General features: G+C 69.0%; 8 protein-coding genes and 1 pseudogene. 5 read left to right on the top strand and 4 right to left on the bottom strand.

Annotated elements, in window-relative coordinates:
* Window positions 1-80 precede the first annotated feature (80 nt).
* Window positions 81-275 (top strand): annotated as a pseudogene (locus ACWEQL_RS33410) (IS30 family transposase); the annotation flags it as partial.
* Window positions 226-429 (top strand): hypothetical protein, encoded by a 204-nt coding sequence (locus ACWEQL_RS33415; protein WP_452154132.1) that lies wholly within the window; start codon window positions 226-228, stop codon window positions 427-429. The pseudogene ACWEQL_RS33410 and the gene ACWEQL_RS33415, both read left to right, overlap by 50 nt.
* 1,225 nt (window positions 430-1,654) lie before the next feature.
* Here ACWEQL_RS33415 and ACWEQL_RS33420 read toward each other — a convergent pair.
* Window positions 1,655-2,245: a hypothetical protein gene (locus ACWEQL_RS33420; RefSeq protein WP_452154133.1), complete on the bottom strand. Its 591-nt coding sequence runs from the start codon at window positions 2,243-2,245 to the stop codon at window positions 1,655-1,657.
* Window positions 2,246-3,181: 936 nt separating this feature from the next.
* Here ACWEQL_RS33420 and ACWEQL_RS33425 point away from each other — a divergent pair.
* Window positions 3,182-3,949: a hypothetical protein gene (locus ACWEQL_RS33425; protein ID WP_452154134.1), complete on the top strand. Its 768-nt coding sequence runs from the start codon at window positions 3,182-3,184 to the stop codon at window positions 3,947-3,949.
* Window positions 3,950-4,083: 134 nt separating this feature from the next.
* Here ACWEQL_RS33425 and ACWEQL_RS33430 read toward each other — a convergent pair whose 3' ends face one another.
* Complete coding sequence (locus ACWEQL_RS33430; protein WP_452154135.1) at window positions 4,084-7,707, bottom strand: ricin-type beta-trefoil lectin domain protein; 3,624 nt, start codon at window positions 7,705-7,707, stop codon at window positions 4,084-4,086.
* Between the two features lie 533 nt (window positions 7,708-8,240).
* Between ACWEQL_RS33430 and ACWEQL_RS33435 the strand changes: the two genes are divergently transcribed.
* Window positions 8,241-15,005 carry an RHS repeat-associated core domain-containing protein gene (locus ACWEQL_RS33435; RefSeq protein ID WP_452154136.1) on the top strand — a complete coding sequence of 2,255 codons (6,765 nt, stop codon included), beginning with the start codon at window positions 8,241-8,243 and terminating at the stop codon, window positions 15,003-15,005.
* 1 nt (window position 15,006) lies between these two features.
* Complete coding sequence (locus tag ACWEQL_RS33440) at window positions 15,007-15,363, top strand: hypothetical protein (protein WP_452154137.1); 357 nt, start codon at window positions 15,007-15,009, stop codon at window positions 15,361-15,363.
* A gap of 233 nt (window positions 15,364-15,596) precedes the next feature.
* On the opposite strand, the gene ACWEQL_RS33445 is transcribed toward ACWEQL_RS33440, so the two are convergent.
* Together ACWEQL_RS33445 and ACWEQL_RS33450 are read right to left on the bottom strand one after the other, a co-directional pair.
* Window positions 15,597-16,736, bottom strand: a complete 1,140-nt coding sequence (locus tag ACWEQL_RS33445) for an ISAs1 family transposase (RefSeq protein WP_452154138.1) — start codon at window positions 16,734-16,736, stop codon at window positions 15,597-15,599.
* A 44-nt stretch (window positions 16,737-16,780) separates the two neighbouring features.
* A partial coding sequence (locus ACWEQL_RS33450) for an integrase core domain-containing protein (protein WP_452154139.1) occupies window positions 16,781-17,576 on the bottom strand: 796 nt, incomplete at its 5' end.

Genomic DNA, 17,576 nt, shown 5'->3' on the forward strand with positions numbered 1-17,576 from the left:
GCCACCGTCCTGAACCCGAGCCGACAACATCCGGCGGTTTCGGACCCTGACGCCGCCACCACGAGCCGACCGACATCACGAGTTCAAGTTCAGTACTTCGCCAGTTCTTCCCGAAGGGCACCGACCTGTCGCGATGGAGTTCGAAGGAGCTCGAGGCCGTCGCCCGAACACTCAACACCGGGCCCCGCAAGACACTCGCCTGGCGAACCCTGACGGAAGCCCTCGATGATGAACTACTCTCGCTCCAGGCAAGCGGTGTTGCGACGACTCCTTGAACCCAAGGAGTCACTCGGGATCGTCCTGCGGGCCCAACGCGCCGGCGATGTCGTCCTGAGCCGGCCGGTGTTCGTCTCCCCCGCCTGGGCGGAGCACTGCACCCGCACGAAAGGCCGCGTACCCGACGCGGAATGGCTCGACCGGCACTGGTGACCCCCGCACACGGCATGGCCCCGAGACGGCGGACGGCGCCCTCGCTGACATCCCGCCCTGCCGCCTCGGCGGGTCCGCCGCCGACCAACGGGCGCTGCCGCCGTAGGCCGGACACCCGACGATCCCCGTAGAGGCGGCCCGCCTCCACGGTTGGCCATCGGCAAGCGCACCCGGCGGCCGTCGCCCGGCCACGGCCCGGCCTCCCGGAACAGGGTGCCGTCCGAGGCAGCCACCAGCACCCCGGCAACCCCGTTGGGCCCTGGGCACCTGCGCTCCCGCCGGCTCGCCCACCCTCCGCCTGAGCCCGAACGCCCCTGTCCGTCCCGCCCCCGCCACCTGCTCAACAAGATCGCCCACCGGCTGAGCCGGACCGGAACGCGACGGCGCCCGCGGCCTTCACCGACTGCGGCAACCACCAGGCCCAGGTCGCTACGCCCGGAAGCAAGTCAACCAGCGGCGCAGGCACAGCAGCTGATGCGGCACCGGGGCGGCCCACCGCCGGAGGCGGCCGGTGCGGGCCTCGAAGACACCGGGCCAGGCGCCCGCGACCGTGCACCGGAGCAGTTGTCGGGAACGCTGCCCCACCAAGCGATGACCACTTCCCCGACTGCCGCCGCTCGGCGGCCCCTCCACTGCCGCTACGACTCCGAGTGACTCTCCACAAAGCCGCGCGGCCGACGAGGCCGAGCACACCGCCCCTCGCCCGTATCGCCCGGAGCTGCGCCGACACCGGCGAGCGGCGATCAGCCTCCCGGCGATGCCCGGCCATGCGTCCGTCCCGGCCTCGGGATCAGAGGCGGCAAGGGAGGCGATCAGGCAATCAGTCGCCCGAGATCTCTCCTTCCCCCGCCGGCCGGGGCGGCCGGGGCGGGTTCCCTGGCCCACCGTCGGCTCCGGTGCCGGCGGCAGGGGCCCGAGGTCCCCGTCGACGACGGCCTCCGCGATCAGGGGGCGGTCCCAGAGGGCCAGGATCTCGTTCGCCAGGGCGATGGTCCGGCACGGGTCCTGATCGCCGCGCACCGTGATGGCGGCGGCCGACAGCCCGCGCGGGACGGCCCCGGCGTCGAGCAGGACACGCCAGTCCTCCGGGGCGAGTTCCACCGACGAGGTGCCGCCTTCCCCGCACCTGTACGGTCTGCCGAACGGCGGACCATCCGCGCTCGGCCCGTTGTAGGCAGCCGGGCCGGCCTGGCCGTGAGGAGGCGGACGGAAGCAGGTCAGGCTGTCAGCGTCCCAGCGCGTTACGGACCGCCAGTCCGTGGTGGCGGCGCAGTCGGCGTAGCTCCCACAGGGACAGGGTCGTGACGCTGGCGGGGGCTCCGAGGATGAAGAGCGCCCGGGCACCCGGAGGGACCTGGGGGTAGGCGCCCGTGACAACGTCGAGGAGCGCCATCTCCCAGACCAGGACGCAGGCAAGGATCGGCGGAACCACCTCATGGATGTCGGCGGTACGGAAGACGTGTACGAGCGACAGACCTACGCCGTAGAGGGCGAAGCCGAGCGACCATAGCCACAGCATTGCGATGACGATCCTGCCCGGCAGTCCGACGGCTTCCCGGAGCCCGGCCAACTCCGGCGCCATCGCGAGCCCGGAGGCTCCCATGGATGCCATGATGGCCGCTACCGCGCCGAGTGGGCGCAGGGCCCGCCGCAGATAGACGCGCCGCAACCCGCCCCGCGCGGCAGCCACGAAGACGCCGACCACCACGGGGAGGGTGCAGACCAGCACCAGAACGCCGATCCAGCTCTGGTTGAGGCGCTCACCCGCCATGGCCTTGACGTCGTCGGCGCTGACGATGGTGTTGTAGGTGAACATCAGGCCCACCCAGGCGACGAGTCCCAGTACGGTCCGCCACAGTTGAAGCTTGCGGACCGCCGGATCATCCACAACACCGGGCCGCGAAGGACGGAAGGTCCGCTGGGCGGCGTAGAACGGATTGCGGACACCGCGCAGAACCTTCCGACCTCGCGACGGGTCGGCCTGTGGTGGTGGCGGAATCAGCCGATGGGGTGGCGCGTATCGGGATCCCGGCGGAGGGACGGGCCGCACGAACGGATACCCCATCGGTGCCGTGTACGGGGATCCCGGCGGCGGGACCGGGGGGTTGCCTGGGCCCCCCATCGGTGGCCGACTGCCCGTACCGCCCACTGGGCCCCCGTAACCGCTCATGCAACGCCCCCTGTCGACCCTGTCGATGGCGCGCATCGTAGTCGGCCGCTGATGACCGCCAGCGGCATCCCGTCTTCGCCACTACTTGCCACCACCTTCACCGAGGGCGCCAGCCGCCGCCTCCAGCACGCCACCGCGCCCCACTCACGGTGCATCACCATCATCACGGACCGGTGGCCGTTACGGGTCCGGAACCGGGAGAGCCGGGCGGGGTGGTGGGCCGTCCGATCGGACAGTGGGGCCCGCACGACCTGGAGGTCCACCCTGCCCGGACCGCAACCGGGGCCGCGGCGGGTGCGCGGCAGGAGCGGGCCTTGCCCGGCTACGTCCCGCGCACCCACGACCGCGACCTCGCCGGGGTTGTACGCGATGCGGCCCCCGGCCCGGCATCGCATGGCAGGCGGATTCGGCCGTGCGTGACGCCCTACCCGGCCCTGTGGTGTCGGCAGCGCGGTGCCTTCTTCTCCCTGGTCTTCGGCCTCCGCGGTACCTGGATGGCAGGCCTGGATGATCTCCTTGACTCGATCGTGTGCAGGGCGTCATTGTTCCGGGGCGTAGATCACGCGCCGACAGATTCTGGGAGTGTCCGTCACCGTGAACATGAAGCAAGCCGCGGGCGCGGCCGCCGCGGTCCTTGTCCTTGCCGTCACCGTTTCCGCTTGTGGTGGGACGGAGGAGGGCACGGCGTCAGCGGCATCGCCGTCGGTGGCGCCGACACCGACGGAGCGGCTGGAGTCGATGACGGGGACAATCATCATCCAGCAGGCACAAGCGGATTTCGCGAAGGTGACCTCGGTGAAAATGACGGGGTTCGAGATCGGCAAGGACGGCAAGAGCACCTACACCCTGACCGCTGACCGCCAGGGCAACTGCGCCGGGTCCTTCAGTACCGACGGCCATGGTGGCGCGGAGGTGATCCGAAGCAACGGTCAGCTCCTGCTGAAGATGGACGCTCAGATGCTCACCAAGGTGGTGAGTGCAGAGGCGGCCCAGCGGTTCAAGGACAGTTGGATCAAGTTCCCCAGGACGGAAACCCTCGGCATCATCGGCCAGCTCTGCGACCTCAACAGCGTGCCGCTGTTCGGTGACGGCACATCCGCCGAGGACGTGATGTCGAACGGTGCGGACGTGGTCGGCGGGAAGAAGGTCGTGTCGCTGTTCAGCACGGCTCGCCAGAGCCCGGGGTACACCGGGGAGGTGGCTGCGGAGGGGCCGGTGCTGCCGGTACGGCTGACGCACATAGACGAGGACGTCGAGGTGAACTTCTCCGACTGGAACGCGGGCCCGGTCAAGGTCACGGCGCCCCCCGCCGAGCAGGTCGTCGACAGCGGGACGGCCCTGAAACGGTAGTCACGGGCGGCTCTCGAGACACACCGAGGGTTTGGCTGCTGGTCCGACTCCGGGGGCCGAGACGCGAGGGCTGCGCCCCGCCAGGTCGATCTGGCGGGGCGGAGCCGGTTCGTGCGGGTCGTACGGGTGTGGTGTCAGGGGGTGCGTTCGGGGGTGATGCTCCAGAGCTGGTTGTTCTGCGGGCCGGGGCAGTTCCAGATGCCGATGCGGGTGCCCTGGTCGGTGGCCCATCCGGGCAGTTCGAGGCACCTGCCGGCGGGGTTGTCGGCGTCGACGGTGGCGGGCAGGAAGATGCGGCCGTCGGGGCGCACGGCCCACTTCTGGCCGGTGGCGCCGGTGCACGTGGCGAGGACCACGCGGGTGCCGTTGCCGAGGGCGTTGTCCTGGGTGGACAGGCAGAGGCTTCCGGCGCGGACGGTGCCGTCGGTGGCGAGGTTGAAGCGCTGGTTGGGTGTGTTCCAGCAGCCGTAGATCGCGAGCTCGGCGCCGGCATGCGGGCCGCCGACGGCGTCCATGCACTGCCAGCTCACCAGGTTCGGGTGGATGGAGACGCTGGCGTCGGCGTGGCCGAGGAACTGCCAGTCGTTGAACCCGTCGGTCTTGTTCTCGGTGCCGGTGCTGCTCTTGCCGGGGAAGACGGTGATGGCGTTGCTGGTGTTGATGGCCCAGAGGTCGGGGCGGCCGTCGTTGTTGAGGTCACCGGCACCGACCTTGGGCTGGGCCGCGGTGGTCCAGTTGGCGCCGGTCAGGATGGGGACGCCTGCGGCGGGCTTGGTGAGGGCCGTGTAGTCGACGGTGGGGACCCCGAATTCGTCCTTCTTCCAGGTGAGGGGGTAGGCGTAGATGGTGCCGTTGGTGCGGTGGCGTGCCCAGACGGTGGTCTGGTTGGTGGTCTCGGTGGTGTCGGGCACGGTGGTCGCGCCGTTCGCCGCGCCGGGGTTGAGGATCTCGTAGTCGGCCCAGGAGCTGCCGTCGGTGGTGGGGATCAGCTTGGCGGGGGCGCTGACGTCGTCGGCGTCCCCGGGGGCGAACAGGTAGAGGCCGGTGCCGGAGGCGGTGGTCTCCACGGTCAGCAGGGAGGTGCGGCTCATCATGACGGTCTTGGCCGGGTTCGCCGGGTCCTTGGCGGTGGCCTGTCCCTCGGGGGTGCCGATGGCCACGACCTGGGTGGTGTTGGACCAGTCGCCGGTCTGGTAGGCCGGGCACGGGACGTGGGTGTCGATGGTCTCGCATGTGGCGGGGCGGGTGACGACACCGGGGGTGAGGGTGTCGAAGCGGCCGGTTCCGTCGTTGGTGACCACGTACAGGTGCTTCTTGAGTTCCTGGTTCGTGGTGTTGTGCGCGATGAGCTGGTCGACGGCCTGGCCCTCGGTCAGGGTTCCGTGGTGGCTGACCTGGTAGTCGGCCCAGGTGACACGGTACTCGCGGTTTCCGGGAGCGGCGGCGGCCGGGGCGGCGAGCGAGGTGGAGGGGTCGACGCTGCCGCCGATGATGCGCAGGTCGCCGTTCTTGTCGGGGACGACGATGTCGGGCTTCTGGTCGTTGTCGACGTCGCCGAACAGGGGCTGAGTACCGGGTTCCCACGGGACGTAGAAGTTGTAGACGGCCGGCTGGCTGTAGTTGCCGGCGTTGTCCATCGCCCAGGCGTACACCGTGTTGGTGCCCCATTGGCGGGGCTGATGGGTGAAGGTTCCGCCCGGGGCCAGGGTGCTGTTCGGGTCGCAGCGCCAGCCGACGACGGGGGTGGGGTCGCTGCTCACCCGGATGCAGGCGATGCCGGAGGCCTGGAGGCCCTGGCCGGGGGCGGGGTCCTCGGCGTTGACGGTGAAGGTGCCCGTGCCGTTCATGTACTTGGTCGGGCTGGGGTTGGGGGTGCCGGAGGGCGGGAAGTCGGTGGAGCTGATGCTCACCCGGGGGTTGGTCCTGTCGACGCGGAAGTAGCACCAGGCGGTCATGGGCGAGGTGAGGATCTCGTCGGTCGCGCGTGCCGTCCATCCGTACTGGTGGCCGTCGGCCAGTGAGCCGACGCTCATGGACGGGCCGGGATTGTTATTACTTCCTCCCCACGAGCCCGGCTTGGCGCTGAAGTTGGGGTCGTTGTCGTCCCACAGGTGATAGCCGGTGTACAGGTTCTGGCCGGCCGGGGAGTAGCTGTTGGCGGTGAGGTAGATGTCCTGGTTGCTGTTGATCCAGCCGGGGTTGTCCCAGGGGTTGGTGCCGCCGCTGGTGCAGGGGGCCTGGGTGTTGCTGCCGGCGAAACCGGGGGTGGGGCTGGTGTGCGGGCCCCAGATCGTGGGGGTGACGTCGTAGGTGGTGGTGATGCTGGGGTTGTTGGCGATGTGGTGGCGATAGGCCTTCTCCCACTCGCTGCCCTGCGGGGCGATGCCGACCGTCCACCAAGGCCACTTGCCGGCGATGGCCTGCTTCATCATGTCGGTGACGTCGATGGCGAGCGGGCCCGTACCGGTCAGCGGCTGGCCGTTGACCGCCGGGCAGTTCTCCATGACGACGTTGCCGTTGGTGCCGCACGGCTGGTTGTTCCAGCTGGTGTGCTCGTGGATCGGGCTCGGCGCGGAGTACACGACGAAGGGCGTGTTGGTGCCGGGGCTGGAGGCGCTGGTGACCTGCGCGTTGAGTGTGGAGCTGAAGATCGTGGGCGGCTGCTCGGCCCATTGCGACTTGGTGTACAGGACCGGGTTGATGCCGAACTGGAAGTAGGCGCGCTGGCGGCCCTCGACTCCGCAGTCCAGCTTCGGGTCGCTGCTGTGGTATCCGCAGTAGCCGGTGGCGAGGTTGGACTTCTTGTTGAAGTTCTCGGCCGTCTTGTAGTTCTCCTGGACCTCCACCGAGCCCTGGACGGAGCTGGTGGCGGCGATCAGTGACGGGTCCAGGTACCAGGGGCCGGTGCCCTCGCCGAGGGCGTTGTGGTCGGGGGTCAGCTCGATCGCGGTGGGGGTGACCTTGGTGGCCATGGCGGCGACGTTCGCGCCGTCCCCCGGCTGCTCGGCACTCGAGGGCGTCCCCTCGCCGCCCTCGACGGGCGCCGCCGCGGGGGCGGCGGTCAGCAGGGTGCGAACCGCCGAGCGGGAGGCCCTCTGCTCGGTGGCGCCCGCGGTGGGCTTGGTGGAGTCCCACTGCAGCGGCGCGGGGGCGCGGAAGCGCGCCGCGCCGCTCTCGTCGGTGACGGTGATCGCACCACTCGCGTCGGCCGCCACCGACAGGCCGTTCGCCGTGATGGGGAACGTGAGGGACTTCAGCGCCGGGCTCTCGGCGGCCTCACGGGTGCGCACGATGAGCACATCGCGCCACCCGCCCGGGGACAGCGCGGTCAGCTGCAGGTCCACGCCGGGCAGGACGTCACTGTAGGTGGCGCTCGCCCCGTCCAGAACGGGCTTGGGCAGCGGGAACGGGGCGCCGACCGACAGGCTCTTGCCGTCGCCGGTGGTCACGGTCGCCATCGGCCCGGTGCCCCCGCCCGAGAACGTCAGCCCGGTGCTCGCGACGGCGGGGCTGAGCGTACCGTTGCCGTTCGCCCGCAGCGTCGCGTCGAGGTCCGCCCAGGCGCCGCCCTGCTTGGTACGCACCTCCTGGGCGTGCTCGGTGCCGGTCAGGGTGCCATCAGGGTTCGCGACGGTCCGGGACGTCTGGGTAGTCAGGGCATCGACCGTGGCCGGCATGCCCGTCGACCTGGCCTTGGCGATGGCGTCGAGCACGGCCTGCTGCTCGGGCGTGCGCGCAGGGGCGGGTCCCTGGGGCACGAGGGGGCCGAAGCCGCCTGACGGCCCGTGAGTGGGGTCCGCGGCGGGGGCTGCCAGCGCGGCGGGCGCCGCGAGCAGACCTGCGGTCAGAAATGCGCCGGATGCGAGTGCCGTAAGACGGATGGCACGCCCGCGTATCAGCGGCGCTGGAAGTGGAAGTCGGCCTGTGACGGCCCATGATGTGTCGGCCATGGCTGCTTGGTGGGTTCCCTCCCGGTCGGAAGACACGGCTGCTGCGTGCCTGCTTCGATGGGGAACGATGTGGCCTGAGCTGCGGGTACGTCAAACAGGAAACGATCTCGTACTGAGATGTCCGGGTATGTGGCGAGTCCCGAAATCAAGACTTCATAAACATCTCCCTCACTACCTATCAGTAGATGGGTTCGTGTCAGATGCTTCACATATCGTCACCCCGACCTGACACGTCCTCATTCGTTGACGTCGTGTCTATCAAACCCTGAGGAGATGTGACGATGTTTTGGCCTGCCCGAATACGGGCCGGGAGAGGCGCGGGGAGCCGATGGCGCTCACCCGTGATCGCGGCCATGGTCGCCCTGGCGATGACCGGAGCGGTGGTCCCGCCGGCAGCGGCGTGGACGTTCCCCACCCCGGAGGGAGAGATCTGGACTCCCTCCGGCACGCCGCTCGGCGACGGGGCGCCTTCCGTCAAGGGCGCGGACGCCAAGCCGCCGGCAGCCCCGGCGGCGAGCCCGCCCGCAGGCTGGACGCCGAAGCCCGCCGCACCGGTGGTCACGGGCACCGAGACGGTACAGATCGGCGCGGACAGCGCAGAAGCCCAGGCGGCCCGAAGGGCCACCGGCGGCGCCTCACCCGCCTCCGGCGGGGCCACCGGCGTCCGGGCGGGCAAGCTCGCGGTCAACGTCGCACCCGGTAACGGCAAGGGCAAGGCCGCCGAGACCGTGACCGTCGAGGTCACCGGCCAGGACAAGGGCCGCGCCGCCGGTGTGGACAGCCCGCTGATCTCGCTCACCGACGCGGGCACGCCCGCCACGCAAGGCCGCACCGCGGCGGTCACGCTCGACCTGAAGGCCCTGCAGGCCGGCGGCTGGGCCGACCGCGCCCGCCTGGTTGCGCTGCCCGCGTGCGCGCTCACCACCCCCGAGCTCCCCGAATGCCGCACCAAGACGCCGGTGTCCTCGACGCCGGACGGCAAGGGACTCGTCACCGCCGAACTCACCCTGCCCGGGGCGCAGCAGCCGAAGGACACTGTTCCGGCCTCGCACGGCACGGGCGCAGGCGGGTCGGGTGTGGTCAAGGCCTCGTTCACCGAGGCCTCCATCCGGGCGTCGGCGTCTTCTGCCGGCACGGCTGCGAGCGCGCCCATGGTGCTGGCCTCCGAGCCGGCTCCTTCCGGTGGCGGCGGAACCTACACCGCCACCTCGCTCTCCCCGTCCGCGGCGTGGACGGCCGGATCGAATGCCGGCAACTTCACCTACGGCTATCCGATCCAGGTGCCGCCGGCCCTCGGCGGTGCCGCGCCCGGGATATCGCTCGGCTACAACTCCGCGGCGGTCGACGGCAAGACGTCCGCGACGAACGCGCAGTCGTCGTGGATCGGTGACGGCTGGAACCTCGAAGCGGGCTTCATCGAGCGCTCCTACAAGAACTGCGCCAAGGCCGGTATCACGGGATCGGCCGACCAGTGCTGGGGCGGCCAGAACGCCACGCTGTCCCTGGGAAGCCGCTCGGGCACCATCGTGCGTGACGACACCACCGGTGTCTGGCACCTCCAGGGCGACGACGGCTCGAAGATCGAGCAGCTCACCGGTGCGCCCAGGGCGGCCGGCGACGTCGACTACCGGGACATGGAGTACTGGCGGATCACCACGCCGGACGGCACCGAGTACTACTTCGGGCGCAACCACCTCCCGGGCGGCGACGGCAGCGACCCGGCCGCCAACTCGGTGCTGAGCGTTCCGGTCTACTCCCCCAACAGCGGCGATCCCTGCTACAGCTCGGGCGCGGGCACGGGTTCGTGGTGCCAGATGGCCTGGCGCTGGCACCTCGACTACGTCGTCGATACCCGCGGGAACCTCACCACGTACAGGTACGCCACTGAGGGCAACAAGTACAGCCGCGGCGGCGCTCAGAACGGGGGCAATGGCACTCTCACCGACTACCAGCGTGCCGGTAATCTGAAGGAGATCGGCTACGGCCAGCGCTTGGAGGAGCAGAAGGCCTCCAAGGGTGCCCTGAACCCCGCGGCGAAGGTCGTCTTCACGGCCGAGGAGCGCTGCAAGCCCTCCGGTGCGATCACCTGCGCCGAGGAGCAGCGCACCGCGGCGAACGCGGACTTCTGGCCCGACGTGCCGATCGACCAGATCTGCACCGGCAGTCCCTGCACCAACTACGCGCCGACCTTCTTCACCACCAAACGTCTGACCGGCATCACCACCCAGGTCCGGGACGGTTCCGCCTACCGCGACGTCGACAGCTACGCGCTGAACCAGTCGCTGGCCGACCCGGGTGACGGCACCAAGCGGACCCTGCAGCTCGACTCGGTCCAGCGCACCGGCTCCAACGGACAGGCACCCATCACGCTGCCCGCAGTCACCTTTGGCTACACGATGATGCCCAACCGGGTCGACGGCTTGGTCCCCGCAGCGCCGATGTTCATGCGTCCGCGCATCCGTGAGATCACAACGGAGACCGGCGGGACGATCAACGTCATCTACACCAACCCCGAGTGCTCCCGCGTCGCCGGCCGCATGCCGGCTTCCGAAGACTCCAACACAATGGCCTGCATGCCGGTCAAGTGGTACCTGCCCGGCCAGTCCTCCCCCGACCCGGTCAACGACTGGTTCAACAAGCCGCTCGTGCGCACCATCACCGAGCAGGACAACGTCGTCAGTCCCTCGGTCAACAAGGTCACCGAGTACACCTACAACGGCGGCGCCGCCTGGCACCGCAACGACGCCGAGTTCACCGACCCCAAGACCCGTACCTGGGACAACTTCCGCGGCTACCAGTCGGTGACCACCACCGGCGGCAGCGGCTCGGAGTTCGAGGCCCCCAAGACCCAGCAGACCGTCACCTACCTGCGCGGCATGGACGGCGACTACCTCGCCAACGGCACCCAGCGCGGCGTCCAGGTCGCCAGCCCCCTGGGCGGGACGGTCACCGACAGTGACTGGATCAATGGGCTGGCCGTCGCCACCGAGGTCTTCGACAAGGCCGGCGGCGCCGTCCAGGCGATCTCCGGCAACACCTACAGCGGCCAGCAGGTCACCGCGACCCACACCCAGAGCGCGGGCGCACCGAAGATCTACGCCCGCTACGCGGACTCGCAGACCACCGCCATCTCGAAGGCCAAGCTGGCCGACGGCAGCTGGCGCACGGTCACCGGCGTGACGACCACCGACCCCGCGTTCGGCAACCGTGTGAAGTCGGTCAACGACAAGGGCGACGGCACCGCCGCCACCCCGGAGACCTGCACCACCACGAGCTACGCCACCAGCACGAACCCGATGCTGCTGGACCTCGTATCCGAGCAGACAACGGTTCAGGGTGCGTGCGACACGACACCGACTGCGGCCAACACCGTCTCCGGCAGCCGCGTCCTGTACGACGGCAAGCCGCTCGGCCAGGCAGGCGGCGGCAGGGCGACCAGCACGCAGGTGCTCGACCGCTACGACACCGGGGGAAACCCCCTCTACGTCCACGCCGGCAGCGCGACCCACGACGTCTACGGCCGCAGCCTGACGACATCGACGACGGACGGATCCGTCTACGACCGCTCCGGCGCGCAGGTCACCGGCCCGCAGGTCACCCCCGCCGTCACCACGCTCGCCTACATCCCCGCCTCCGGCACCCTACCCACCCAGGTCACCACGACCGGGCCGATGGGCACAGGCTGGAGCACCACCGTCACCCAGGACCCCGCCCGCAGCTCACCGCTGACGAGCACGGACCTGAACGGCCGTGTCACCACGGCGCAGTACGACGCCCTGGGCCGCGTCACCAAGGTCTGGGCTCCCGACCGGCCGACCAACCAGAACCCGAGCAAGAAGTTCACCTACTCGGTCAAGGGCACCGCGGGCCCGTCCGCGGTCACCAGCGAGTCCATCCGGGAGGACAGCGGATACTCCGCGACCGTCGCCATCCTCGACGGCCTCGGACGCCCGCGCCAGAGCCAGAGCACCAGTGACGCCAAGCCCACCGGCCGTCTGATCACCGACACCGTGTACGACTCGCACGGGTGGGCGATCAAGACGTCGTCCCCGTACTACGAGCAGTCGTCCTTCCCCATCGAGTCGGTCTTCGCGCCTGTCGGCGACGGCCAGGTCCCCGGCCAGATGTGGAACACCTACGACGGCCAGGGCCGCATCAAGCGGGCCGAGTTCCGCTCCAACGGCAACCTGCAGTGGGCCACCACGACCGCCTACCCGGGCGCCGACCGCGTCGACGTCACCCCGCCGGCCGGGGCATACCCGACCTCGACCGTCACCGACGCCCGGGGCCGCACCGTCGCGCTGTGGCAGTACCGCACCCCCACCGCGACCGGCAACGCCGCGGACGCCGACGTCACCACCTACGCCTATACCCCGGGCGGCCAGACGTCCCGGCGCACCGACTCCAGCGGGAACGCATGGAGCTACGGCTACGACCTGCGGGGCCGGCAGGTGTCCGCGTCCGACCCGGACACCGGCACCACCCAGACGTTCTATGACGTCAACTCGCGGATCGACCACACGGTCGACGCCAAGGGAGGCACCCTCGCCTACAGCTACGACCTGCTGGGCCGCAAGACCGGCCTCTACAACGGCAGCGTGACGCCGGGCAACCAACTCGCCTCCTGGACCTACGACACCCTCCTGAAGGGACAGCCCACCTCCTCGACCCGCTACGTCGGCGGCGCGTCCGGCCCGGCCTACACCAAGGCCGTCACCGGCTACGACACCTCCTACCGGGTGCTCGGCACGTCGGTCACCATCCCCTCGGCCGAGGGGGCACTCGCCGGGACCTACACCACCGGCAGCACCTACACCCCGGTGCTGGGGGCGCCGAAGACCCTCACCATCGCGGCAGCCGGCGGGCTTCCCGCCGAAACCGTCAGCTACGGGCGCACCGTCACCGGCCTGCTCACCTCCTCCATGAGCCAGAGCAAGTCCGTGGTCGCCTCCATGGCCTACGACGCGCTCGCCCGACCGACCCGCACCACGGTCGGCCAGTACGGCACGCAGGTGGTCTCCACCCTGCAGTACGACTGGGCCACCGGCCGGGTGATCAACTCCTTCATCGACCGGCAGACCGGCACCGCCTCCGTCGACCAGACCAGCTACACCTACACCCCTTCCGGCCGGATCACCTCCGCCACCACCGTCCAGAACGCCTCCGCCACCGACACCCAGTGCTTCACGCATGACCACCTGGGCCGGCTGACGAGCGCCTGGACCGACACCGGGGGCGTGTCCACCATCGCCGACTGGACCGACTCCTCCGGAACGATCCACGGCACCGGAAGCTCCACCACCGTCGCTGGCATCGGCAACTGCAACAACGCCAACGCACCGGCTATCACCGGCCCCGGCGGACTCACCGTCGGCGGTCCCTCCCCCTACTGGAACACCTACACCTACGACGCCACCGGCAACCGCACCGGCCACGTCCAGCACGACATCACCGGCAACACCGGCAACGACACCACCACCACCCAGGCCTTCCCGGCCGCCAGGAGCGTCAACACCCCCACGACCGCGCCCAACACCGGCGGCGGAACCGGCGGGCCCCACGCCCTGCTCACCTCCACCGCAACGGGCCCCGGCGGCACCAAGGCCGTCACCTACCAGTACGACGCCAAGGGCCGCACCACCTCCATCACCGACACGGCCGGCACCGCCACCCTGACCTGGAACGGGGAGGACAGGCTCGAGTCCCTCACCAAGACCGGGCAGGCCGCAGCCACCACCTACCTCTACGACGCGGACGGCAACCAGCTCATCCGCCGCAACCCCGGCAAGACCACCCTCAACCTGCCCACCGACGAACTGGTCCTCGACACCGCCACCGGCTCGATGACCAACACCCGCTCCATCGCAGCCCCCGGGGGCCTGACCTACACCCGCGTCACCGCCCCCATCGGCGGCGGCCGCGTCCTCATCCAGGCCGCGGACCCCCACGGCACCAACAACCTCCAGATCAACACCACCACCGGACTGCCCGTCACCCGCCGCCCCTCCGACCCCTTCGGCAACCCCCGCGGCACCCAGCCCGCGGCCAGCGCCTGGGCCGGCACCAAGGGCTTCGTCGGCGGCACCAAGGACGACACCACCGGCCTCACCAACCTCGGAGCCCGCCAGTACGACCCGAACACCGGCCGCTTCATCAACCCCGACCCACTACTCGTCGTAGAGAACCCACAACAATGGAACGGGTACGCCTACAGCAACAACAACCCAGTCAACGCGAGCGACCCTGACGGCCTGGCACTCCACGAGTGCGCGGCCGGTCTGTACACCTGCTCCTCCGGTGGTACTCGTCCTACCGGGGACGGCGTAAACTACTCCGCAAAGGTCGAACAGAATTCCCGAGACCAGTTCTACCACGGCCTCTATAGGATTGTTTACGAGCTGACCGGAAAGACGGTATCGGAGCTCTACTCGCAAGGAAAGAAGAAGAGCCCCGAGCGGACACTCGGAAGCTGCGGAGGGGTCCAGCAGTTCAACCCCGACTGCGCACAGTTCTACAATAAGCAGCAGAACACCGCAGAAATCCCCGACCTCCCCCAGAGCGAAGGACTGACGGGATGGCGCTGGAGACTTGCAAATGCTTCATATAAAACCGGTATCATCTCGGGAATGACCGGCGGGTCAGGGCTGGGCCTCACAGTAAGGGCGGGCGGCGGGATCAGAATTGGCGGCTTTGGCGACAACACGCCCGCCAGTGTTCCTGATGGACTCACCCTTGAGAGGTTCACAACACTCAGCAAGACCGTCCGAGAAGGAACCAGGCAGTTCGGAGATGACCTTGACATCGTAATTCAGGGAAGTCGAGCCTGGGGAAATTCTGGCGCACGATCAGACCTCGATATCGGAATTCGCGTATCACCTGAGGAATTCGACAGGATCATCGTTCAGAGGTTTCGCCAGCCCAACGCCGGCAGCTCAAAAGAAAGAACCATGAACCATGCTATCGCAACTGGAAAGATTCAGTCCGGAGAGGTCGGCCTAAGTGGGTTGAGGAAGACTCTGCAATCACAGATTGGAATGGATGTAGATATTTCCATAATTCGCGAAGGCGGCCCGTTCGACAGCTCTCTAACCCTTCAGGTGCCATAGAATGCCCATTGACTCCATCTTTTGCAAGATCTACGTGACGGGCCTGCGAGAGAGCACCGTCACAGAACTCCTCGAAATCCAGTTCGGCACGACACTCTCCGACGCGGGAGCCTGCATCGACGGCATCGAGGTCGAGGTCAGGAGGAATCCGGATTCATTCATGCCCGGAGAGCCAAGTGATTTCGTCCTCTGGCCCCTGATGATAGAAATTGAAGCGGGCCAAGATAACGAGGATCGAGTTATCGATGAAACTTCCAAGATAATTAAGGTCATATGGGAGAATTCTGGCCAGGCAGTCGCCTCCTGCGACTTCGAGGATAGGCTCCCATGGTCGGGAGGGGTCGACCGAGTAGGCTAGTCATAATTAGCTAGTCAGAACTTCACAAAATCCATCGAGATCCCCCACCACCCTCGGCCAAGCTCACTCCCCCGAGGCTAGTCGGCTAATCGATACAATGCAGTTCTGCTGCTCTTCGCCCCGCTGGATTCATCCAGCGGGGCGAAGAGCAGCCAAGCGATGAGGCCTGACTGGGCGTTTCGTCCCTGGCTTCGGAGTAGGGCCTCGGCAAAGTGGTGGGATGCCCGTTTTGATCACGTGAGCCCGAGGAGAGCAAGTGGGCGCTTCGGGTCGCGAGCGTTGCGTCGCAGGGCGGGGGCGATGCCGTGGATTCCTGCGAGGCGGATAGCGCCGATGGTGAGGTTGCGCCAGGTGGCCATCGCTCGGGGTGCGTTGCCGGTGCGGAGCTGGGAGGCGTCCTCGTTGAGGGTCACGTCGCGGATGTGGTGAAGTGCCTCGATGGACCAGTGGCCGCGGATCAGGGCGGCGAGCTGGGTGGGGGTGGCGCGGTCGGCGGGCAGGCCGGTGACCGCGTAGACCGTCTTGATGGTGACCTTGCCGGTCCTGCGGTTGACGTGGCGGCGCTTGAGCTGGATCGCCTGGCGGGCGTGCGGAAAGAGCAGGTTGTTCACGGTGGCGACCTTGATCCGGCGGATCTCGCCCCGCCCGTGGCCGCCCTCACGGGTGCGTCCCTGCAGTGGGATCCGGTGCCAGGGAAGGGACTTGAGCTGCTTGCGGAGCTTCTTCCGGTTGCCCTTGAGGATCACGATGTAGTGCGCGGACCGGTCCGCGACCAGGTAGTCGGCGTGCTCGCGCCGGGTGTGCAGCGCGTCGCTGGTCACCACCGCGCCCGCGAGGCCGGCGACGGTGTCGAGCAGGGGCTGGAAGCAGGTGATCTCGTTCGTCTTCTCTCCGACGTCCAGCTGGGCGAGCCCGCTGCTCGTGGTGTGGTCGAGGGCGGCGAGCAGGTGGATCTTCCGGCCGCTCGCGCGGGCGGCACCGCGCAGGCTCTTGCCGTCGACCGCGACCGCGCGCAGTCCCTCGGCCGGGAGGTCCTTCGGCTGGCGGTCGGCGGGCCAGCGGCCCATCGCGCGGTCGAGCGCATCACCGTCGACCCTGGCCAGGACCCTGCGGATGGTCGCCTCGTCCGGCGCCGGATGGCATCCGGTCAGCGGATCGCGCCGGGCACCGAGTGCGTCGAGGACATCAGGCGGAACGTCGGCGGCACACTCGCGGATCGCCAGCAACGAGGTGGCGCCGGCCAGTACGGCAGTGGCAGCCAGGGCGAGCATGTACGACAAAGCGTGGCGCACCCCGCGGGGATCACGAGGATCGGGCACTTCGGCCAGGCGTTCCAGCAGTGCGGTTGCCGAATAATCATCCGCGCTGGTCATGCGGCGTGTTGGTACTCGTGGAGTGTGCCGCCGAGTCGGTCTCGTCAAAGGACCTCCAGCTGTGTAACGTGCCCTGGCGGGTTGATCGGTTCAGGTGGCAAGCGCAGGGGCGCGGCCTGCATCAGCGCTCGGTGTGGCCGGTGCCCGTTGTAGTGGGTCTCGAACTCACGGAGCGTGTGGAGGAGGTGGTGCTGGTTCCAGATCGAGGTGCGGTCCGAAAGCTCCCTGCGGCAGGTCTGTATCCAGCGCTCCATCAGGGAGTTCATCCGCGGCATCTGGATGCCGGTGGTGACCGTCTTCAGGCCGGCATCGGCCATCAGGGCGTCAAAGGCGGCGGTGAACTTCGAGTCGCGGTCACGGATCAGGAACCCGGCCGTGCTGCCCGCGTCCTCGATCTCCATGAGTAGGTTGCGTCCGAGCCGCACGATCCACTGCGCGCTCGGATGCGCGGTGGCGCCCGGGACCCGGATGCGCCTCGTCGAGTGCTCGACGGCGGCGAAGACGTACAGGCGCGCCCCGGTCGGCGTGCGGGTCTCGAAGAGATCGCAGGCGAGCAGGGCCTCGGCCCGGCTGCGCGGGAAAGCGGCCCAGGTCGTGCTCTGCCGCTCGGGCGCGGGCGGGACACCGTGCGCGCGGAGGATCTCCCGGACGGTGGAGGCGGCGACCTTGATGCCGGGGGCTGCGAGTTCACCGTGGATGCGCCGGTAGCCCCACGAGCTGTTCTCGCGGGCCAGGCGCGGGACCAGGGCGCGGATCGACCGGACGGTGGGCGGGCGCCCGCGACGCTTCGGTGTGCGGGTTGCGGTATGGCGCCGCTTGAGCAGGTCGCGGTGCCACCGC

Source organism: Kitasatospora sp. NPDC004240 (assembly GCF_053603215.1).

Coding starts and splice junctions, on each gene's coding strand:
- ACWEQL_RS33445 (WP_452154138.1), bottom strand. CDS start 16,736: ATGACCAGCGCGGATGATTATTCGGCAACCGCACTGCTGGAACGCCTG.
- ACWEQL_RS33440 (WP_452154137.1), top strand. CDS start 15,007: ATGCCCATTGACTCCATCTTTTGCAAGATCTACGTGACGGGCCTGCGA.
- ACWEQL_RS33420 (WP_452154133.1), bottom strand. CDS start 2,245: ATGTTCACCTACAACACCATCGTCAGCGCCGACGACGTCAAGGCCATG.
- ACWEQL_RS33415 (WP_452154132.1), top strand. CDS start 226: ATGATGAACTACTCTCGCTCCAGGCAAGCGGTGTTGCGACGACTCCTT.